The sequence below is a fragment of the bacterium genome, assembly GCA_040753085.1.
GTDB lineage: Bacteria > UBA9089 > JASEGY01 > JASEGY01 > JASEGY01 > JASEGY01.
The window spans coordinates 31,356-51,855 of sequence record JBFMHI010000007.1 but is presented as its reverse complement, the minus strand read 5'-3'; the positions used below and the strand labels follow the sequence as shown (position 1 = coordinate 51,855).

Annotated in this window: 18 protein-coding genes; 15 read left to right on the top strand and 3 right to left on the bottom strand. The window is 48.6% G+C overall.

Annotated elements, in window-relative coordinates; translation table 11 throughout:
• Nucleotides 1-45 precede the first annotated feature (45 nt).
• On the top strand, nt 46-213 hold the full coding sequence (locus AB1797_02020; protein MEW5766391.1) for a DUF4870 domain-containing protein: 168 nt from the start codon (nt 46-48) through the stop codon (nt 211-213).
• Between the two features lie 302 nt (nt 214-515).
• Nucleotides 516-788 carry an SPASM domain-containing protein gene (locus AB1797_02015; GenBank protein ID MEW5766390.1) on the top strand — a complete coding sequence of 91 codons (273 nt, stop codon included), beginning with the start codon at nt 516-518 and terminating at the stop codon, nt 786-788.
• 432 nt (nt 789-1,220) lie between these two features.
• Here the strand turns inward: AB1797_02015 and AB1797_02010 are convergent, their stop codons facing one another.
• On the bottom strand, nt 1,221-1,604 hold the full coding sequence (locus AB1797_02010; GenBank protein MEW5766389.1) for a retroviral-like aspartic protease family protein: 384 nt from the start codon (nt 1,602-1,604) through the stop codon (nt 1,221-1,223).
• A gap of 115 nt (nt 1,605-1,719) precedes the next feature.
• On the opposite strand from AB1797_02010, the gene AB1797_02005 reads away from it, so the two are divergent.
• Nucleotides 1,720-1,917: a hypothetical protein gene (locus AB1797_02005; protein MEW5766388.1), complete on the top strand. Its 198-nt coding sequence runs from the start codon at nt 1,720-1,722 to the stop codon at nt 1,915-1,917.
• 630 nt (nt 1,918-2,547) lie between these two features.
• Here the strand turns inward: AB1797_02005 and AB1797_02000 are convergent.
• Both AB1797_02000 and AB1797_01995 read right to left on the bottom strand, forming a co-directional pair.
• Nucleotides 2,548-10,239: an Ig-like domain-containing protein gene (locus AB1797_02000; protein ID MEW5766387.1), complete on the bottom strand. Its 7,692-nt coding sequence runs from the start codon at nt 10,237-10,239 to the stop codon at nt 2,548-2,550.
• A gap of 35 nt (nt 10,240-10,274) precedes the next feature.
• Entirely contained in the window at nt 10,275-10,475 is a 201-nt protein-coding gene (locus tag AB1797_01995) for a hypothetical protein (protein MEW5766386.1), read from the bottom strand.
• Between the two features lie 292 nt (nt 10,476-10,767).
• Between AB1797_01995 and AB1797_01990 the strand changes: the two genes are divergently transcribed.
• The 12 genes from AB1797_01990 (at nt 10,768) to AB1797_01935 (ending at nt 20,495) form a co-directional block, all read left to right on the top strand.
• Nucleotides 10,768-11,127, top strand: coding sequence for a nucleotidyltransferase domain-containing protein (locus tag AB1797_01990; GenBank protein ID MEW5766385.1), 360 nt, complete (start codon nt 10,768-10,770; stop codon nt 11,125-11,127).
• Nucleotides 11,102-11,518, top strand: a complete 417-nt coding sequence (locus AB1797_01985) for a HEPN domain-containing protein (protein ID MEW5766384.1) — start codon at nt 11,102-11,104, stop codon at nt 11,516-11,518. Before AB1797_01990 ends, AB1797_01985 begins: the two co-directional genes overlap by 26 nt.
• 179 nt (nt 11,519-11,697) lie before the next feature.
• Nucleotides 11,698-12,918 (top strand): ABC transporter substrate-binding protein, encoded by a 1,221-nt coding sequence (locus tag AB1797_01980; GenBank protein MEW5766383.1) that lies wholly within the window; start codon nt 11,698-11,700, stop codon nt 12,916-12,918.
• A 189-nt stretch (nt 12,919-13,107) separates the two neighbouring features.
• Nucleotides 13,108-13,485, top strand: a complete 378-nt coding sequence (locus AB1797_01975) for a PaREP1 family protein (protein MEW5766382.1) — start codon at nt 13,108-13,110, stop codon at nt 13,483-13,485.
• Between the two features lie 7 nt (nt 13,486-13,492).
• Nucleotides 13,493-13,741 carry a type II toxin-antitoxin system RelE/ParE family toxin gene (locus AB1797_01970; protein MEW5766381.1) on the top strand — a complete coding sequence of 83 codons (249 nt, stop codon included), beginning with the start codon at nt 13,493-13,495 and terminating at the stop codon, nt 13,739-13,741.
• A gap of 1 nt (nt 13,742) precedes the next feature.
• A complete protein-coding gene (locus tag AB1797_01965) occupies nt 13,743-14,054 on the top strand; it encodes a helix-turn-helix transcriptional regulator (protein ID MEW5766380.1) in 312 nt (103 codons plus the stop codon).
• A gap of 51 nt (nt 14,055-14,105) precedes the next feature.
• Nucleotides 14,106-15,212 carry a branched-chain amino acid ABC transporter permease gene (locus AB1797_01960; GenBank protein ID MEW5766379.1) on the top strand — a complete coding sequence of 369 codons (1,107 nt, stop codon included), beginning with the start codon at nt 14,106-14,108 and terminating at the stop codon, nt 15,210-15,212.
• A gap of 37 nt (nt 15,213-15,249) precedes the next feature.
• Nucleotides 15,250-16,338, top strand: coding sequence for a branched-chain amino acid ABC transporter permease (locus AB1797_01955; protein MEW5766378.1), 1,089 nt, complete (start codon nt 15,250-15,252; stop codon nt 16,336-16,338).
• A gap of 156 nt (nt 16,339-16,494) precedes the next feature.
• Nucleotides 16,495-17,349, top strand: a complete 855-nt coding sequence (mutM, locus tag AB1797_01950; protein ID MEW5766377.1) for a bifunctional DNA-formamidopyrimidine glycosylase/DNA-(apurinic or apyrimidinic site) lyase — start codon at nt 16,495-16,497, stop codon at nt 17,347-17,349.
• A gap of 14 nt (nt 17,350-17,363) precedes the next feature.
• Nucleotides 17,364-18,500, top strand: a complete 1,137-nt coding sequence (locus AB1797_01945; protein MEW5766376.1) for an NAD(P)/FAD-dependent oxidoreductase — start codon at nt 17,364-17,366, stop codon at nt 18,498-18,500.
• A 393-nt stretch (nt 18,501-18,893) separates the two neighbouring features.
• Nucleotides 18,894-19,508, top strand: a complete 615-nt coding sequence (locus tag AB1797_01940) for a winged helix-turn-helix transcriptional regulator (GenBank protein MEW5766375.1) — start codon at nt 18,894-18,896, stop codon at nt 19,506-19,508.
• Between the two features lie 6 nt (nt 19,509-19,514).
• Complete coding sequence (locus AB1797_01935) at nt 19,515-20,495, top strand: KpsF/GutQ family sugar-phosphate isomerase (protein MEW5766374.1); 981 nt, start codon at nt 19,515-19,517, stop codon at nt 20,493-20,495.
• Nucleotides 20,496-20,500: the final 5 nt, after the last annotated feature.

Below are 20,500 nucleotides of genomic sequence, written 5' to 3'. Positions count from 1 at the left end.
GCAAAAGTATAGTAACACCAGAAGGTCTAAAAAACAACCTTCAAAATACAAGGGGCGTATTGTCTCTTCGGCCAAAACTGTTACCACTTTTTAGGGCTGTTTCTGACCGAAATGAGACAATGCCTTAACATCGTAGTAGTTATTATTGCAACTATCACGGCCAATGAAGGTAAGCAATACCGTTATCCATTAACTATACGGTTCATTAGATGAATTACTTCGACCTGAAGGGAAGGGTATTCAGTCCAATAATTTTTGCAACCAAGCTTTTGCATAAAACCACAGATAGATGGAGAAACCGTCATGCCCCTGCGGGGCACAAAGAACGATAAAAATAACTACGAGGGAGAAGAAATAGGATTATGTCGATAACCAGGGTTGTTAATGGGATGAAGAATATCATTGGCTATAAAACCGAATGGAAGCCGTTTTTGAAACCGATTAGCTTTATCCTTGGGATTACCCGAAGGTGTAACCTTAAGTGTAAGATGTGAAAGAATCCAAAGAGATTACCTCTGCCCTGTGCGGCTGGATACGCTACCCTTTTGATCGTTGAGGACGGCGGTGTCTATCCCTGTACGGTATCTGGGATAGGGGCAGTAGGAAATATAAAGACACAACCCCTTGATGAGATATGGTATAGCGATAAGATGAACAGGATGCGCCGGTTAATCAAGAGCGGAAGGTGTAGGTGTTGGACCGCCTGTAATATGTGCCCATCCTTAGTAAACTCTAAATGGAGGGAGATCGGCAGAGACTACCTTTTAAACAGGATTAGTGGGAAATGAACCCTGGTTTAAAAAGGTTAGGGGCGATCGCCTACTTCAAGCCTTTTGGTGGCACCTGGTAAGGGGACTTGGGACGGCCAGCCTTTCCCGTCCGAGGATGAAATATTTTTTTCTTCGTGTCCTTCGTGCTCTTCGTGGTTTATCCTTATTTACCCCATCCTTTTACCCAATTTGTGGGTAAGGATAAGCCCTTGATGGGAGGGGTTAGGGGAGGGTGGTAGCTCTTTTTCTAAGGTTTTTAGCAAGAGTAATAATATTGCCCGCCCATTTCACCCTCACCCTATCCCTCTCCCATCAAGGGAGAGGGAATTTTGCTTTATCTCCCAACTAACTGCTTAACTTAGTTTTGAGTAGTTACGTTTGGGCCTCCCTTGTTTGAGGGGGAAAAGGCGACCATCTCCTTAGGCGGGTGGCGAGAGTGTTGACCGGCCGTCATAATATCTCCACCATTGGCATCTCCGGAGATTGGGGATTCGGCATGAGGATTCTTGTCCTTGGGTCAACTACCAGGTCTAATACCTTTAAAGCTACTTGTCCTATGAGAGGCGGTGAGCCTTCCGCCTCTGCCAACACATCGAAGTTACCAGTTCGTCCTTTAATTTCTATAGTTACTACACCATATATTGATTTTGATTCTGTGCTGTTGTTTGCATATTTGACCTTTACTTCCCGAATCTTCTTCAATCCAAGTTCCTTCACGATATTGTGAGGTAACACAACCATCGTGGCGCCAGTATCAATGACGGCATCGATCTCAATGGACTTCATCGTCTCAAGCAAATTCGTAATTTTGACCTTTTCGATTACCTTCCCCATATTTGGCACCTCAGTCATCGTTTCTTAGTAAGTGTTCGACCACAAAGACACTAAGACACAAAGATTAAAGAATTATGTAACCGTTCAGCACATGATGCTGGATGCTCGATCCTCGATGCTCGATCTTCGATCCTCGATGCTCGATGCTCGATGCTCGATGCTCGATGCTCGATGCTCGATCTTCGATGCTGGTAAAGGATTCAGTATCCAGGATCGAGCATCCAGAATCGAGGATCGAGGTTGTGTCTTCGTGCCTTGGTGGTTGAACGGTTACTTTTTATTTTATCACAGAGTTAGAATCTATGTCAACTAAAATCTTGAATGAGACAGCAATTCTTATTGTAACCGTTCAGCACATGATGCTGGATCCTCGATGCTCGATCTTCGATGCTCGATCTTCGATGCTGGTAAAGGATCCAGTATCCAGGATCGAGCATCGAGCATCGAGTTTGTGCCTTAGTGGCTGAACGCTTACTTTTTATTTAGGTCAATAGTAGTTATCGACTTTTTATTCTGTTACTTAAATGCCTTACGGTTTTGCCGCAGAATCCAACATCCGGTGATTTTGTAGCACGAAGTAGAACTCACCGAACGGGTACTGTTACGAAAGGCAGGATCAAGAGGAAGAATGATTGTAACCGTTCAGCCACAGATGCACACAGATGAAACACGGAAAATCCGTGAGCCGTGTCCGTGATTCGGGTCTGTCCTTAGGCTGTAGGGACAACCCTTGTGGTTGTCCGTCTACGGAACGGACATGGACAAGCACGGACAGGGACAAGCCCTGTCCCTACACTTCCGCCTTCTGTCCTGTGTTATTTATCTGTGCTAATCCGTGCAGCTATACCTGAACGGTTACGAATGATTACACCCAGTGGCCAGAGGGCTATTCGTAATGGCCGAAACGATGAACCAGCTCCAGTTATCGGTTATCGATTACCGATCACTGATTAAGGACAATCATCCGCCGGGTTAAGCGCCAATCTCCGGTTTTAAGCTGGTAAAGGTAGGTGCCGGAGGCCACTGGCCGGCCGGATTCGTCTTTGCCGTCCCAATAAGCGGCCCGGTCTTTGGTTAGATAAGAACCAGCCTCAATCTCTCCCAGGCTGAGTGTGCGCATCAACTGGCCGCTCAGGCTGTAAATCCTGATCTCAACGGCGGCTGCTCCAGGAAGGACGTAGGGGAGCCAGGTCTCAGGATTTACCGGATTAGGATAATTTTGACCTAAAAGAGGCACGGCCGGGACATGTTGGGCTATCCCGATTTGGATGATCGAGGTTAAGAACTCCTTGATTTCTGAAGTGGCCGACCCGACCGGGGCATCTTCCAGGGCCTGGTAAATAGCCCGATAGGCGTCTAAATACTGAGAGTAGTCGAGGGAATCATTGGCCGCCTGCAATGGCGCCGCTGATCCACTCTGGTGACTCTTGTGCCAGTTAAGTCCGATGATCAGCACATCAGAGGCATTAACTTCCCCGTCTCCATTGGCGTCAGCGCAAGTAGCTGCCGAGGTTGACCAGGCATACGCTTCCTGGGCAGTCCATAAGGTGCTGGCCGCCGGACGGGTATCACCCTTGTAATGCCAATAGTAGCCAATAGGCAGGACATCCTTGGCGTCCACATAACCATCATTGTTAGTATCTCCTGGCCAGACATAGAGGCTGGTCACACCGGTAACTGTGCCGACCGTAATCTGTCCCCCCTGCACGGAGAGGCCAAATTCGGTGCCGTCATAGTGTCTGGCCGAGATATTGCTGAAACTGAGGCTTACTGTTTCCTGATAGGCGGCATTGTCTGACAACTGAAAGCTTAGGCCGACTACCACCCCGTATCCATTTGCCCCGCCCGTAAAGTAGGAGGCCTTCCGGCTGACGCCCACCTCCACCTGTCCCCTATCCCGATCCACCTCGTAATCAAAAACCAGTTTGTCAGAATCCATGCCCAGGAAATCGCCTATGCTGACCGAAGTGACCTCCAGGTAATTGGCCGGGGTAAAATTGAGGCTAAAGGAGAGGCCAAAGAGGTCACCCACCGGATAGGTCGAATCCCCTACTTCGACCGCCAGGGTAAAAACATCTCCCGGCGCCACCTGGTAGGAGGCAGGATTAAGGTGCAGGGCAGCGGTTGTATCCGGAGACAATACATGTACGGTTATCTCATCCGCCACACTGGATTGGGCGCCATTATTGACCGTCAGTTGAAATTCATAATCTCCGATAACGGCAGGCGTAAAACTAACTTCCCTGGTTTGAGACAGGGTAAATGAGGCCGGATTATCTGGATTTTGCGTCCAGCTATAGGTAAGCGATCCTCCACCAGGGTTGTAACTTCCCCCACCGTCAAGGATGACCATGCTTCCCAGGTAAACCGTCTGATCCTGGCCGGCATCGGCTACGGGGGTTAAGCCTGTTCCCCGCCAGGGGAGATAATCTACAAAATCGCTCACCCGATTGCCTTTCCCCTCCGGATTGTAGAGGCCAAGAGATGACCCGTCTTCGGGGCCGGAAGAATCACCCCACCAGTTATTCTCAGCCAGGATAGTTACCGAGATGTCGGAATTAATGATCCCATAATTCGAGTTGTCTGTTATCTCACAATTAGCAATGGAAGGGGCGGAAGAGGAAGCCGCGGCTATCCCCTGATAGTTGCTGTTTATGGTGCAATCGCTGATAGTTGGCGAGCTGCCCTGGAGGCATTCAATTCCCTTTCTGGAATTTGAAATGATGCACCGGGTGATGGTCGGAGAAGCCGAGGTGAGTCCTATCCCGGTGTTGGCATACCGGATGGTGCAATCCTGAAGGGAAGAAGCCAGGCTGTATTTAGAAAAGAGGAGGCCTCTCCAATCGTTAGCCGCCGGTGTGGTGGCATTATCATCGTTGTTGGTGTCTCCTCCGGCCGAATCATCCAGATATGAAGTAAAAGTGGCCCCATCAGCCGTAAAGGAGCCCGTATTTATCTCAATAGCGCCAATAGTCTTGATGATCACGCCGGAGCCGATCTCCAGTTTGGGAGCCGATAAGGCGGCAGATGCCCTTGCGCCCACCCTGGTTCCTTCAGCTAAAAGGAAGGGAACGGCTGTTTCCACCCAAGCCACATCAGTATCTACTCCGGCATCGGCCGTGACTTCCTGAATCCGGATGGCATTGTAGGTGTTGCCCTGCATGGTATTGCCGCTTATCCGGCCGGCATTATCGGCCGTGATGAGGATGGGGTAATTGTGGCTATTATTAATGAATTGGTTGTTGCTAATAGTAGGCTTAGCCGCATCATACCCAAAGGTGGTAACGACCCCTCCCTCCAGAGAATGGGGGTCAAACCCGTCGTTGCTGCAAAAGATATTGCCGGTGATGGCCGGAGATGAACCATTCCGGCAGGCAATCGCCCGGTAGGTGTTTTGTTCGAAGATGGAATTTTGAATGGTGGGCGAGGTGCCGTTCAGTTCCAGCCCGTATTTGGAATAACGAAGGGTGCAGTAGGTCAGAATAGAGCTATTCGAGGCGTTATTCATCTGGACGAAATCCCAATCTCCCTTTTGACCATCCGTGTCTCCATCATGGTTGGTATCTCCGCCGGCATCATCATCCCGATAGGAGGTAAAGATAATCCCTTCCCTTTGGCTGGTGCCGGTTCCATTGGCCTTTAGTGTTCCCTGAATGGTCAGTTTCGTATTGATCTTGACCACCACGCCGGAGTCAATGGTTAAAGTCACGCCGCTGTCAACCGTCACCCACTCAAAGTAGATGGGCACGGGGATGTCTTTAAAGTTATTCCAATTTTTATACCAGGTAGTATTCAAGCTGTGTTTGGGTTCAGTCAGGTAAATGCCATTGTGGTTATTGCTAGATACGTTATTATCCTTGATCACATAACCGCCGATATAGGCAGCCAGGCTGTGTTTGCCTTTAACCACGGCCCAGCCCAGATTGTCTTTGATCTGATTATCCACTATGGTTTCAGAAGATGAGGCGGTGGTGTAAATTCCGCCTGAGGCATTGGCGGAGATAGTGCATCCAGAGACAGACAGATCAGTGGTATTCCCGATCAGTGAATCGCCCAGATTTTCAAGGCCCCATCCATCATTAGAGCTGATGGTGCAGTTAGTTACGGTCAGAGTTCCGCTGGGGACCTCAAAGAGTATCCCGCTTGATTCATTATCGGTAACCTCACATCCAATGATATTAGGATGGGAATCACCCTGGACATAGATCCCATAGCCGCAGCCTTTAGATATTCGACAATAACTAATAGTGGGCGAGGCTGACCGAATTTCGAGGTTATCTTTCTTTAAGGTATCACTGGAACCGGCATAGTAGATGTCACAGTAGCTCAAGATGGATGAATCACTGCTCTCATCCGTAAAGATAATGCCGCGCCAATCGCAGACGGCCGGAGAAGAGGCGTTGGAGGTGAAGGTTATCCGACTGCTGGAAGTCCCTGCGGCCGTCAGTCTCCCCTTAACCGTAAGGCTGAGGTCTGAACCGGATTCAAATTTTATTACCACCCCTGGCTCAATGGTCAGATGGGCATCTTGGTTGATGACCAAATTGTCTTCCACAATAATGGGGCTATTTTTCGCCCGCCAGGTTTCCTCACCGGTCACCGCATATTCTCTTATCTCCCCATTAACGCGGTTAATATAAGTGGAGCTGATGGCCACACTCCAGGTGTTAGAGAAGCCGCTTTCATTTCCGGCCTGGTCGATGGCATTGACCCGCCAGTAATAGGTCCGCCCATTCTCTAACTCGAGACCAGGGGTATAAGCAGAGGCGGTCACCGTAACGCTTAAGAGCGGCGAGTAAAAATCATTATCCCGGTCTATTTCAATAACATAAGATGAAGCCCCCAGGGCATCCGCCCAGTCAAAGGCCGGCGTAACGTCGCTGACAGAGCTTCCCGTGGTCGGGGAGATCAGGGCGGGTGTATCAGGGGCGGTAATATCCACGGTAAAGCTGAAGGCGGTGCTGGTATGGCTCTTATTGCTGGCGGCATCAGTGGCGATTACCCGCCAGTAATGGGTCCCTTCGTCTAAGTCTGTATCAGCCGGGTGGTAGGTCCTGGTATCTTCGCTATTATCTATCTCAAGGTTATGGAAACCCGAGGTCTTGGCCACCTGGATCTGATAGGTAACCTGAGACGGATCAGCCACTGCCTTCCATTCAAAGGTGGGACGTTGAGTATTTATGACCGTCTTATCCTTCGGGGTTAGAAGAATAGGAAAGGCCTCGCCATCCGAGGGCAGAGTATCGACTACAAATTCAAAGGTTTCAGTGCTCCAGGCCGTTTGATTGGTGGCTAACTCATACGCCCTGACCCGCCAGTAATATTGCCCATCGCTTAGAGGAGTCGCCGGGGTGTAACTGGAGAGAGACAATCCGCTTACATTAAGCTCCGGCGAAGAAAAATCACGGTTATCGTCTACCTGGAGGGTGTAAGTGGCCCCGGTCACATCAGACCAATCAAAAGTCGGCTTATTATTAGACAGGTAGCTGTCGTCATCGGGAGAGACAAGGCTGGGGGCTGACGGGGGCGTAATGTCGAGCACAAATTGCCGGGTCTCGCTCCAGGTGCTGGTATTATCCGCCTCATCTCTGGCCGCTACCCGCCAGTAGTAAGTTCCTTCACCCAGGAAAGTAAAGATACAACTGGAGCCGGTGAAGAGACCGGGGTAATAATAAGGTGTATCTGTCGGATCATTGCTGAACATAATGGCCGAACCAAAGCTCGGCCCGGTATCCACCTGGATGATGTAATAAATCGTGTCGGTTATATCGTCGGTATCGGTCACCTCCGACCAATCGAAGAAGGGGGTCTGATCTTTGATTTGGCTGTAGTTATCCGGCGAGACAAGAGCCGGCGCATCAGGGGCCGTTGTGTCGATGGTGAATGAACCCGGCGATGAGTTGACCTGAATCCAGCCGGTCCAGTTTTCGGCAGCATCTCTGGCCCGCATTCGCCAGTAATAAGTCCCATCCGCCAGAGGGTTGGTTACAGTATAGCTGGTTTGTCCGGCCAAACCGGTGATATCGATGACGGGCGAGGCATAATCCGGATTATTATCCACCTGAAGGCCATATTCAGCCGCCCCGGTTACGGTCTGCCACTGCAGGGTGGGGGTATTGTCATTAGTAACCGTTTCTTGCCCTTGAGGGGGCCAGATGAGGGCCGGTGGTTCATCCGGGGGCTGGGTATCAATGGTCAACATCTGGAAGATGCTTCCGTCGCTTTCGTTTCCGGCCGCATCAATAGAAATTACCCGCCAGTAATAAAGATCATCGGAAAGGGCGCTGGTCAGGATGTAATTGGAGACATCAAGTAGCCTGGTGAGAACAGGCGTGAGAAAGTCACTGTCATCGTCTATTTCAAGTCGATAGGTAAGGCTTCCTGCCTCGCCGGTTGTATCGGCATCATTCCAGTCCAGACTCGGCGTAGAATCATTGGTCAGGGTAGGATTGCCCAGAGAGGAAGGGATTTCAGGATCCGGCGGGTCAGTGGTATCAAGGGTAAAGTTCCAGATGGAGCCTATGGTGGTGTTGCCGGCCTCGTCAATAGCCGTAATCCGCCAGTAATAAGTGGTTTCATCCACCATGTCCGTGCCCGTATATTGATAAGCGGAAGTTGTTCTGGAAGTCAGCGACGTGGTGTCTTCGACGATCAGTGGGCTGGTCAGGGTGGGGCCGGTGCCTACCTCGATAGTGTATTTGGTAAAATTAAGCTCGGTTACATCCTGCCAATCAAAAAGCGGGGTGGTGTCGTTAATTAAACTCCCATTAGTGGGATAAACCGCTACCGGCGCGGTGGGGAAGGTGGTATCGATAGTTACGGTCTGGGTCATCCAGGAGCTGGCATTCCCGGCGGCATCCTTGGCCCTGACCCGCCAGTAATAGATGCCATCAGCCAGGGTGAGGGTTTTAGTAAGGACTGTCAGATCATAGGCCGAAGCAGTCAGCGGGCTCGAAAAACCGCTTTCTGTATCGATCTCAAAGTCATAAGTGATCGTATCGCTGGTGTCAGTAGCCGCATTCCAGACAAAGGAATAGGTGGAGCTGGATAAATACTGGCCATCGTCAGGTGTATCCGAGAGATCAGCCGGCATAGTCGGGGCCGTCGTATCTATTCCAAACCACCACAGGGTTGAGGTGTTGGTGTTCTCGGCACAATCAGTGGCTATTAGCTGCCAGTAGTAGGTCTCACTCTCATCCAGGGCAGTCGTGGAGGTATAAGAAGAGCCGGTCAGTCCGGTATTGCCGGTCAGTGAAACCAGATAAGAGGCGTCGAAATCTCCGGTATCACTGCTGCTGATCTGAAGGGTGTAGGTAAGACCGTTCACATTCGTCCAGGAAAAGGTAGGTTGGGCCTGGTTGACCCAGCTTCCATTGGCCGGTAATGATAAACTCGGCGCTGACGGAGCCGTGGAATCAATGGTTACCTCCCAGACAGTACTCCAATTGCTGACCAGATCGTCGTTGCTGTCATCATACGCCCTGACCCGCCAGTAGTAGAGGCCTTCACTCAGAACAGTTGACGGCGTAGAGGCGGTGACATCAGCCGTCGTGGTGTCACTTACCTCCGGCGTGGCAAAGGTGGCATCAGCGCTGATCTGAATGGTGTAATAACCTTCATCAGCCACGTTTGACCATTGGAAGAGGGGTTGCCCGCTGTTAGTGCAGCTTTCATCAGACGGGGCGGTGAGGGTAGGCACATCCGGCGCCCCTTCCTCCGTGTCTATGATGACACTCCAGATATCGCTCCAGTTGGTGGTAAGGCTATCGTTATCATCAATGCCTTTTACGCGCCAGTAGTAGGTTCCCTCGCTCAAGGCCGTAGTTGTGTCAAAATAGGCAGCGGCCGCGGAGAAGGTATCCTCTATGGTGATTGAGCCAAAGGTGTTGTTTGGGGCTATCTGAATCCAGTAGCTGTCCGAACCATCAGTAGCCAGACCATCTACCGGCTCCCACTGGAAGGTTGGGGTTTGACTGGCCGTGTCACTTCCGTTGGCCGGGTAGAGGAGGGTAATGGATTGGATGGTAAAAGTCCAACTGCCGCTCCAATTAGTATACTCCGACCCTCCTTGATAGGCCTGGATTCGCCAGGTATAGACATCATTATCTAAGGCAGGGGCATCCACGTAATAAGTATCCGAAGTAATGGTTTGAGAAGGGGTGCTGGCGCCGTCTATCTCGATAGAGTAAGTATCAGCGCCAGTTACCTCTGACCAGATCAAGGTGATTATTTGACTGGTGGTATTAGTCCCGTCGGCCGGAGCCGTAAGCGTCGGTAATGAAAAAATGATCTGTCTGGATTCAGTGCTGGCCTCATTATCCGCCAGAACCCGCCAGTAGAAGGTTCCGGTGAGGGGATCAGTTTCACTGTAAGAGAGGGTGTAGGTAGTGGTAGAGGTATCGAGTTCAGCGCTCCGCCTGACGGTCCCAAAGGTAACATCAGTAGCTAACTGAAAGAGATAGCGTGTCGTGGGTGTATCCGCCGGAGCCCAGCTAAAGGTAGGCACAGCCGAAACCGTATCATGGGCATCGGCCGGACTAATAAGATAAGGCCCGGTATCCGCCGCCCAGACCTCCTTATCTGCCCAGATTAAACAGACTAAAAGAATTAAGATAAGATAAGGCCATCGTCTCATAAAAAACCCTCCTAAGTTTATTTAGCGATTGGTAACTAATGATGGTTAATTACTTGAAATGATAGCTGGTTGATTGGGCTGGGATAGGTGGTATGAATCCTGGTGAGATGAAATAGAACGATGCTGGATGGAGACGCAGATTTTCGCAGATTCGCCGGATAAGAATCCTGAAAATCTGCCTTTATCTGCCGCCTAATTAAACAAAAGAGACTTATCCTGAGGATCTCCTTCCTCAAAACAAGCCTCCTTGCTTAGTGTATTCCCTTTTCTTTCTTTATCGGCATTTTAAAGTCGATACTTAAGACTTATTTTGCTTGACAGAGGAACAATGATTTGATATACTTTCTCTTACTTACCCTCTCCCCTCAGGGGAGAGGGTAGGGTGAGGGGTAAAAGAGGCTTTACCCACAAATACTAACTTGACAAGGCACTAAGCAGGTTTGCTAAGATGAGCAAACAGAGTGTTTCGGATTATCCGAGAGAGTTCACCCTTAGAAAAAGAGGAGGCTTCCTGCACCACATAACACAATGCCTTTAAAGAATATAATGATGGCTGAGTCATTGATGAGAGAGATCTTAGATAAGATTAACAAGATAGCTCAGAAACACAGGGTTAAAAGAGTGATTCTCTTTGGTTCTTTCAGTCGCAAGACTCAGAGTAAGAAGAGCGATTTAGACCTCATCTTTATAAAAGAGACAAAGAAACGCTTCTTAGAGAGGACAGAGACCTTATGGGGGGATCTATCTCAGGGTATAAACCTACCTATAGAGGTTCTTGTCTATACCCCTAAAGAGTTTAATCGGATGATTAAAAATAATAATCCCTTCATTAAAAGAATACTCAAAGAAGGAAAGATAATCTATGAGCAAAGAAAACCAGAGAGATGAAGCCTTAAGATGGCTTAGGCAAGCGAGGTTAGATTTGGAGACCGCCCAGATTTTGCTCGAAAATAAGAGATTTGCTGCTGCCTGTTTCTTTACTCATCAGAGCGCAGAAAAGGCATTGAAGGCAGTCTGGTATTATCTCGATGAAGAACCCTGGGGTCATTCAGTAGAGAAGATGATTGAAGGATTAACCTCTACTGAATTTAAAAAAAGATTGCTTCCTCTTAGAGAAGACGCTATTTTCTTGGATAGGTTTTACATTCCTACGCGCTATCCCAATGGTCTCCCTTGGCCTTTAATTCCTGAAGAGGCCTATTTTGAATCTGATGCCCAACAATCAATAGATAAATCTCAAGAGATAGTAAGAGAGGTGGAGAGATTAATAGAACCATAAAGGGAAGGAATAGGGGAGATTCTTTTTGAGGCTGAGAAGATCAGAAGATTTGGGGAGCTTTTGGGAGATCTTAGGTAAAGAAAGTGGGGGAAAATATTAGGCAGGTTTGATAGGGTGAGTAAAGAGAGAGTCTCGGATTATCCGAGAGAGTTCCTTATTTTAAAAGGAGGTTTATTCAAATGTCTTTTCAAAGTTTCTGGCGTAGTTTGATGATTGTTTTATGGCTCGGCTTTGGTTTCTTCTCCCCTGGTTGTGCGCCGAAGGAAGAGGCAAGGGAAGAGCAGGTAATAACTATGGGGCTGGCGGCGCCTATGACCGGTGACAATGCCCAATTTGGTGAGATGATCAAACGTGGGGCTGGATTGAAGGTCAAAGAACTGAATGCCGCCGGGGGAATTAAGGGGATCAAGATTAAATTAATAGAAGAAGATGATGTGGCCAACCCTCAGGAAGCAGCTACAGTAGCCCAAAAATTTGCGAATAACCCTGAGGTGCTTATTGTCATTGGACACTTTAACTCTTCCTGCTCCCTGGCCGGGAAACCTATTTATCAAGAAGCCGGCTTAGTGGAACTCTCGCCAGCCTCGACTAATCCTACGGTAACCAAAGGTAGTGACTGGACATTCAGAAATATTTACGAAGATACCTTTCAGGGAATATCAATGGCTAACTATGTGAAAGAGAAACTGGGGCTTAAGCGGATAGCGGTCTTTTATGACAATGATGACTACGGCACCGGCTTAAAGGATACCTTTGTGAATGAGGCTAAACGAATAGGTCTGGAGATAGTAGGCACAGAGGCTTACGAACGAGACACGGCTGATTTTAGGCCGCAGTTGGCTAAATTTAAACAACTCAAACCTGAAGCCATATTTATGTCCGGCCTTTACACTCAAGCGGCCCAGATTGCGGCTCAATCCAGAGAACTGGGTATGTCAACCCAGCTTTTAGGCGCCGATGGCATCCTGTCTTCTGATTACATCAAGATTGGTGGTAAAGCCACGGAGGGAACTATCCTCTCCTGTCCTTTTCTCTTTGAGTTAGGCGGGAAAAAGGCCGAAGAATTTGTCAACCGGTTCCAACAGGAATATCAGATGGAACCCGATGCCTGGGCAGCCCTGACTTATGATGCCGTGGGGATTGCGGCTACGGCCATTGAGAAGGCGGGTCAGGATCGAAAGGCTATCCGGGATCATTTAGCTTCTATGGCCAACTCTGAAACCGGCTATGATGGCGTCACTGGGCTGACCTATTTCGATGCCAATGGCGACTGCAAGAAACCTATCCATGTAGCCATCGTCAAAGATGCTAAATTCATGCCGGCTCCAAAGCAGATTATGGAGATAGAGGAAGGAACAGAGCCGGAAGTAGAAACAGAGACAGCCGCCGGGTTGCCTTAATTCTGTTTAGAGCCTATCCCAAGACCGATCCGATCCGCCACCGTTAGGGAGCCACTGGCGCCCTCTATCCATCGGCAGTTGTAGCTACCTCCTTAGCCACAAGGGCGGGTAGGGCAGCTTTACTAAGATGAGTAAACAGAAAGCCTTGGATTATCCGAGAGGGTTCATATTATACGAGGAGGAAAAGAGATGAAGGCGACCAAGGACAATAAGGTAAGCCGATATATAGCTCAGGCAGAGAGATACTTACAGCAAGGCGAAAAGGAGTTTGAAGCGGGTTATTTGCGTCAAGCAGGAGAGAAATACTGGGGTGCAGCAACACAAATGCTAAAGGCCTGGGCAACTGCCAAAGGCATACAGCATAACGGTCATGCCTGGCTATTTGAGGCGGCGGATAGGCTTTCTGAAGAAGAAAAAGAACCTATTTTGAGAAAAGAGTTTGGTTTGGCAGGTATGTTGCACACAAATTTTTACGAAGGATGGCTTAACAAAAGAGAGGTAGAGGATTATGCTTGCGAGGTAAAGGCATTTTATGATAAAATAAAAGAAATATTGAAAAATAAGTAGCAAGAAGATGAAGATAAAGAACGGCATTGATCTACAGATGCCATACGCCCGTCATCTGGAAGGCAAGCTATGGGAACTGCGTATTTCATTTGGTCGGATTGAATATCGTGTGCTTTACTTCGCTCGTGTCAAGCGGCGGTTTGTATTGCTGCACATCTTCAAGAAGAAGACCCGGAAGACACCGAGACGAGAGATCGAAATAGCCCTATGGCGAATGGACGAATTGCTTGACGAAAGAAGGGAAGGAGAAAGGTGAGATGAACCCATCGGCGAGCACGTACTCTCTCGACGAGTACACTGCCAAACAAATGGAAGACCCTGAATTTCGTGCTGAATATAAAGCATTGGAATCAGAGTTCAATTTCATCCGTCAGTTAATTGACTTACGGCTTAAGAAGGGACTCAGTCAGCATGCGCTAGCTGAAAAAGTAGGCACCCAGCAGCCCCGCATCTCCCGTCTGGAACACGGGCAACTTGGCTCGATCGAATTTCTGTACCGACTGGCGCGTGCGCTGGATGCACAGTTGAAGATTCAATTAGTGCCTGACAAACAGCACCCTTCGGCTTAAGGCGTCCTCTTTAAGTTTAGAGTTTAGCATTGGATAACAGAGGAATAGAGCTTGGAGTATTTGCTTATTGGCCTGACTAAAGGGGGGACATACGCCCTGATCGCCGTGGGCTACACTATGGTTTACGGGATCATCCAACTGATCAACTTTGCTCACGGCGAGATTTATATGTTCGGGGCCTTTTTTGTCCTGGCCCTGATTATCCCTACGCCATCGCCGACCGCCCTGGCGATCTGTTCGATGGCCGGAACAACCTTCCTTATTACCGCCCATACCTTTCTTAAAGACCGATTCTCCTCTCTGGTATCTCTTTTCTTAAGCCTTTGTATCGCTGTTATCATAAGCAGTTCTCTTTATCCTCTATTTGTTTTTTCCACCCCCTTTTACTTAGCCGTGCTTATTTCCCTTGCCTTAACGGCCTGTCTGGGGATGGCCATAGAATCTATTGCCTACCGGCCGCTCCGAAAGGCGCCCAGACTGGCTGCCCTCATTACGGCGATTGGCATGTCCCTTTTCCTTCAGAATGTTGCTCGGCTAATCTGGACGGCCAGAACTCAAAGCTATCCTGACCAATTTATCCCTTCTTTGCTTAAGATTCCCATTTTCTCAGATGAATTCTTAAGACAAATGGGGTTCTTTAACTTGATCCTGGAAGGACACCGGATTCATCTTTTTGGTGACACCTACCTTACCCTGCTCAGATTTATCATCCTGGTGGTCACCCTTTTGATGATGTTTATTCTTCATCTTATTATTCACAAGACCAGGATAGGCAAGGCCATGCGGGCCTGTGCCCAGGATAGGGTTATGGCGACCTTGATGGGGATTGACGTAAATCGGGTGATTATTTACACCTTCGCCATCGGTTCTACTATGGGTGCCGTGGCCGGCATCTTGAATGGCCTGGCCAATCATGATCTTAAACCCACTATGGGCTATTATATGGGCGTCAAGGCCTTTGCTGCGGCGGTGTTAGGTGGGATCGGAAATATCCCTGGAGCTATGTTGGGTGGTTTTGTCCTGGGAATTACTGAAAGCCTGGCTGTTCCTTTAGGGCTTTCCCAGTGGATGAACGGCGTGGCTTATGCGGTGATGATCTCCTTTATCGTCCTGCGGCCCTCAGGGATACTGGGAAAGACTACGGTGAAAAGAGTCTAAATTGCTTTCGAGTTTCGAGGAACCCGGAGCCTGAGATATGCTAAAAAAACATCCTTACCTCATCGGGATTTTGATGGCCATTGGGGTAATGATTATCCCCTTTACCGTTAATTCCTACTTCATGAGTGTTCTCATCGTGATTGCCCTGTATATGGTCCTGGCCCTGGGCTTAAATATTCTCCCGGGCTATTGTGGCTTGCTGGACCTGGGATATGTGGGTTTCTTCTGCACCGGTGCCTACACCACGGCCTTTCTGGTCAAGACTTGCGGCTGGAGTTTCTGGTTCATTATTCCTTTCGCCCTCCTGGCCGGAGCTGTCTGGGGCATCCTGCTGGGGGCGCCTACCCTTCGGTTAACCGGAGATTATTTTGCCATTGTCACCTTTGGTTTTTCTGAGATGGTGGTGTTGCTTTCAAGAAACTGGACCTCGGTTACCGGCGGCGCTCGTGGTTTTCCGGGCATACCCTCACCGAGTTTGAACTTAGGCTGGCTGCCCGATTTTCTCAAGGAATCGCTGGTAAGTCTTCTGGCCTTAAAAGAAGGGGCGGGGGGAGTCTACACCTTCGCCCTTGTTCCACCCAGGGCTTACTACTACCTTATTATCCTCTTTCTGGGGCTAACCATCTTTGTGATTCATCGCCTAGCCAATTCAAGATTAGGCCGGGCCTGGTTCGCCATTAGAGAGGACGAAGTCGCGGCTGAAAGCACCGGCATAAACATAATGTGGTATAAAACCATTGCCTTCGCCATCTCTGCCTCTCTGGCTGGACTGGCCGGAGCCTTTTACGCGGTTTATGCCCGCAACCTGCATTGGTCAAGATTTCAATTCTGGGAATCGATTCTTATTCTCTGTCTCATTGTCTTAGGTGGACTGGGAAGTATTCGGGGGGCAATGATGGGCACCGCTATCCTCATTTCCCTGACCGAAATCTTGCGCTTCCTGCTGGATAGATTTGGCTTGCCGGCTGATACCCGGTTTCTCTTTTATGGCCTGATTATGATCCTCATTATGCGTTACCGGCCGGAGGGCCTCTTCGGCATTACCCGGGTAAAACGGGAGATGCGTCCGGAGGAAGATCGGATCAGGCGGATTGAGGACAGTTCTTTTTATGAGGAAAGGAAATGAATCAGTTACGTTAAAGCCTTCCAAGGAGGCGGAAATATTTGTTTAGGATTACAACCCTCGAGGTTCGAGGATAAATATTCATCTATTGTCTGACCGGGGCAATATCTTTCTTATTCAACTTTCCTTTGTCTTGCCCGGACAGCGGGAGGTCTGAAGATGCCGGAATTACCAGAAGTGGAGACCATTGTCAGGGGGTTGAAAGAAAAGATCCCTGGCCAACAAATAAACCGGGTGAAAGTAAATCTGGACAAGGTCGTAAAGGGTGATAAAAAGGATTTTGGCTTACGGTTGACAGGGCTTGCCTTTCAGGATGTCAGGCGCCGGGGGAAAATGATTGTCTTCCATCTCTCTGAAGGTTGGAGCTTAGTGGTCCATCTTAAGCTGACCGGGCAGCTTATCTATACTCAGCCGGAAGCGCCAGTAGCTAAACATACCCATATCATCTTCGAGCTGGAGAGGGGAAACCAACTTCGCTATTTAGATCTGCGCCAGTTAGGATTTCTGCTTTTGGCCAGGACAGACCAGGTAGATAACCTCCCTCAGTTGACCGAACTAGGAACTGATGCCTTAGAAATTTCTTCTCAGGATTTCGGAAAACTAATCTCCTCTAAGAGGGGAGCCATTAAGTCGTTACTTCTTAACCAGAGCCTTCTGGCCGGCGTAGGAAATCTCTATTCAGATGAGGCCCTCCATCGGGCTCAAATCCATCCCCTTCAACCAGCCAACACCTTAACTCCCTCCCAAATTGAGAAACTTTATCAGGCCATCCGAAAGATCTTAATTAAAGCCATTGAGTTAAAAGGATCAAGTGTAGATAATTATGTCGATTCAGAGGGTGAGCGAGGTGCTTACCAGGCTTTTCATCAAGTTTATGATCGGGAGGGCAAGTCTTGTTTCCAATGCGGGCAACCTGTTAAGCGAATTAAGCTGGGCAGCCGCTCTACTTACTTCTGCCCTAATTGCCAGAAGTTAGAGGTCAGAGGTCAGAAGGCAGAGACATCTGACTTCTGAACTAAGAAGGCAAGATGGAGAAGGTAGACATTACCATTATTGGAGCCGGTGTGGTTGGTCTGGCCATTGCGGCGGAGGTGGCTAATGAAGCCAGAGAAGTGCTGGTGATAGAACGGCACGAAAGCTTTGGACAGGAGACCAGTAGCCGAAACAGTGAGGTCATCCACGCCGGCATTTATTACCCCAAAGGCTCCTTAAAGGCCAAATTATGTGTTGAGGGGAAACAACTCCTCTACCAGATATGTCACCGCCAGGGAATTCCCTGTCAACAAATAGGCAAATTGATCGTGGCTTTAAATGAGGAAGAGATTAAGGGGCTGGAAGCGCTTTTAGCTAAAGGAGAGCAAAACGGGGTTAATGATCTCCGAATAATCTCGGCCGATGAAGTCAAAAGGATGGAACCGCACATTAAGGCTAAAGCGGCTCTTTATTCTCCCTCCACTGGGATTATTGATACCCACCGTTTAATGAAATATTTCGAATTTACAGCCAAAGATAAAGGCGCCACCTTAGCTTATGAATGTGAAGTGCAGTCCGTCGAAAGGTGGGCGCCAGGATACAAAGTAGGCCTCCAGGATGTAGATGGCCAGGTATTTTCCTTTTTAAGCCGGGTAGTAATCAATTCGGCCGGCCTTCAGGCGGATAAAATAGCCGCCTTAGCTGGTATAGATATTGATACGGCTGGATATCGGATACACTATTGTAAAGGGGAATATTTCAAGGTGAGGGGAGGCAAACATAAGCTCGTCCATCACCTTATCTATCCTTCTCCTACGGCCATCAGCCTGGGCATACATACTGTTTTGGATCTACAGGGGATGATGAAGTTAGGCCCTAATGCCTTCTATGTCGATGAGATTGATTATCAGGTGGAAGAAGCCCATAAGAAGGACTTTTTGACCTCTGTCAAGCCAATTCTTCCTTTTGTGGAAGAAGAAGATCTTACTCCGGATATGGCCGGGATCAGACCAAAGCTTCAAGCTCCGGGCAAGCCGGTCAGGGATTTTATCATCAAACACGAAGAGTCCTTAGGATTAGGCGGTCTGATCAATCTCATCGGCATAGAATCCCCTGGTTTAACCGCTGCTCCGGCTATTGCTGGATACGTAAGAGAGATGGTTGAAGGGTATCTTCTCAATAAATCGGGGTAACCAGGTTATCGGTGAGGCGTAGCCAATTTGAGAAGATACGTGGGAGAGACAGCATGTAAGCCAGGCAGTTAATCATTCATTGAATGAATATTCCGGTAGATAAAAGAGAGCCGAAAGATAAAATAGGATAATTTAGAGGGGAACAAAAAGGGATTGGTTTTAACTTAAAGATATATCATCCAAATCGCTTTATATCGCCTTAAAGGTTCTGTTTATTCCTGCCGAAAAGAATATTAACGAAGGCTAATAATAGGCCCTGCCGGTTTTATGGCCGGCAGGGCGGATATTTTCCCTTTAGTATTCATTCACTGAATGTATAAAAGTAGACGGTAGTCAGTGAACAGTAGCCAGTAGAAACCACTGATCACTGACTACTATCTCCTGTCTCCTCCTATGATTAATAACAACCACCTCAAATTTCTGCAACCTACACCTCCCTTCCGGGAGTTAATGATCCTCCTCGAAATCGAAAAGAATTCAAGAATAAGTCAACATATCCTGGCTCACCGGGTTGGATTGGCTCCTTCTATGGTCAATAATTACATTAAAGGTCTTACCGAACGAGGGATTGTCGAGGTCAAGGGCGAGAGCCACCGCCGTTTGACTTACTCCTTGACTTCTAAAGGGCTTGACCAAAGGGCCTTGCTCCTAAGCTCTTACATGATTGAGACCATAAAATTATACAAGAATGCCAAGGCAGAGTTTAAGGTTCGGCTAAATAAATTTATTGAAGAGGGACTTGAACGGGTAATCTTTTATGGGGCCGGGGAGACAGCCGAAGTAGTCTTTCCCGTGGCTGAAGAGCTGGGGTTTAATGTGGTGGCGGTGGTAGATAATGATCCACAAAAACAGGGCCAGGAATTTGCGGGGCGGATTATCCTGGCGCCAAGTCATATCGAACGGATTAGACCGGATGGGGTTATTATTACCTCAATGGGGTATCACCACCAGATATACGAATCAATTAAGCGTCTGGAAGAGCAGGGGATCAAGGTGCGGAAACTGTGATGTAAGATGAAAGCAGACATTATTGAGAAGGCCAAAGAGGTAATTCGCATTGAGGCTGAGGCCGTGGAGGTCCTGGCCCCTCGAATAGATGAGTCTTTTGTCAAAGCAGTAGAGCTTATTTTGGCTTGCCAGGGTAAGGTAATCGTCACCGGGATGGGTAAATCTGGCTTGATCGGTCAGAAGATTGCCTCTACTTTGGCCAGCACTGGAACGCCGGCTATGTTTTTACATCCGGCGGAAGGGATTCACGGCGATCTGGGTATGGTGGGCGGTAAAGACCTGGTGGTGGCCATCTCTAATTCCGGCGAGACGGCTGAGATTAATGCTCTTTTGCCGGTGCTAAAAAAGATGGGCCTGAAGATAATCTCTCTGGTGGGGGATAAAGGGTCCTATCTGGCCAGAGAAAGCGATATTTATTTAGACGTTGGTGTGAAAAGAGAGGCCTGTCCACTGGGATTGGCCCCTACCGCCAGTACCACGGCCGCCCTGGTAATGGGAGACGCCCTGGCCGTGGCCTTATTGAATAACCGGGGTTTTACTCGGGAAGATTTTGCCTTCCTCCACCCGGGCGGTAGTCTGGGCCGAAGATTGATGCTTAAAGTGAAGGATATAATGATCACCGGGGAACAGATCCCGGTGGTTTCCGAAGACGTCACGATGGAAGAGGCCCTCCTGGAGATAACCGGGAAGCGATTGGGATTCACTACCGTGGTAAATCAAGAAGACAGGCTGGTAGGAATAATAACTGATGGAGATGTCAGGCGGATTGTGCAGGCGCATAGAGATTTTTACCAGCAAAGAGTGAAGGATGTAATGAGTAAGAATCCGAAGACTATTGAGTCTGACAGGTATGCGGTGGAGGCGGTCGAGATGATGGAAAGGCATGAAATTACCTCCCTGGTCATTGTAAATGAGGCGAAAAAACCGGCCGGAATAATCCATCTTCACGATCTACTTGGCCGAGGAAGATTCCGATTTGAAGGATAGGCGGA

Excerpts from the sequence above, each read along its gene's own strand:
- AB1797_01940 (MEW5766375.1), top strand. The coding sequence starts at position 18,894 with ATGATTAATAACAACCACCTCAAATTTCTGCAACCTACACCTCCCTTC.
- AB1797_01970 (MEW5766381.1), top strand. The coding sequence starts at position 13,493 with ATGAAGATAAAGAACGGCATTGATCTACAGATGCCATACGCCCGTCAT.
- AB1797_01965 (MEW5766380.1), top strand. The coding sequence starts at position 13,743 with ATGAACCCATCGGCGAGCACGTACTCTCTCGACGAGTACACTGCCAAA.
- AB1797_01980 (MEW5766383.1), top strand. The coding sequence starts at position 11,698 with ATGTCTTTTCAAAGTTTCTGGCGTAGTTTGATGATTGTTTTATGGCTC.
- mutM (MEW5766377.1), top strand. The coding sequence starts at position 16,495 with ATGCCGGAATTACCAGAAGTGGAGACCATTGTCAGGGGGTTGAAAGAA.
- AB1797_01985 (MEW5766384.1), top strand. The coding sequence starts at position 11,102 with ATGAGCAAAGAAAACCAGAGAGATGAAGCCTTAAGATGGCTTAGGCAA.
- AB1797_01935 (MEW5766374.1), top strand. The coding sequence starts at position 19,515 with ATGAAAGCAGACATTATTGAGAAGGCCAAAGAGGTAATTCGCATTGAG.
- AB1797_01945 (MEW5766376.1), top strand. The coding sequence starts at position 17,364 with ATGGAGAAGGTAGACATTACCATTATTGGAGCCGGTGTGGTTGGTCTG.
- AB1797_01955 (MEW5766378.1), top strand. The coding sequence starts at position 15,250 with ATGCTAAAAAAACATCCTTACCTCATCGGGATTTTGATGGCCATTGGG.
- AB1797_02005 (MEW5766388.1), top strand. The coding sequence starts at position 1,720 with ATGCTCGATCTTCGATCCTCGATGCTCGATGCTCGATGCTCGATGCTC.
- AB1797_01990 (MEW5766385.1), top strand. The coding sequence starts at position 10,768 with ATGCCTTTAAAGAATATAATGATGGCTGAGTCATTGATGAGAGAGATC.
- AB1797_01975 (MEW5766382.1), top strand. The coding sequence starts at position 13,108 with ATGAAGGCGACCAAGGACAATAAGGTAAGCCGATATATAGCTCAGGCA.
- AB1797_02000 (MEW5766387.1), bottom strand. The coding sequence starts at position 10,239 with ATGAGACGATGGCCTTATCTTATCTTAATTCTTTTAGTCTGTTTAATC.
- AB1797_02010 (MEW5766389.1), bottom strand. The coding sequence starts at position 1,604 with ATGGGGAAGGTAATCGAAAAGGTCAAAATTACGAATTTGCTTGAGACG.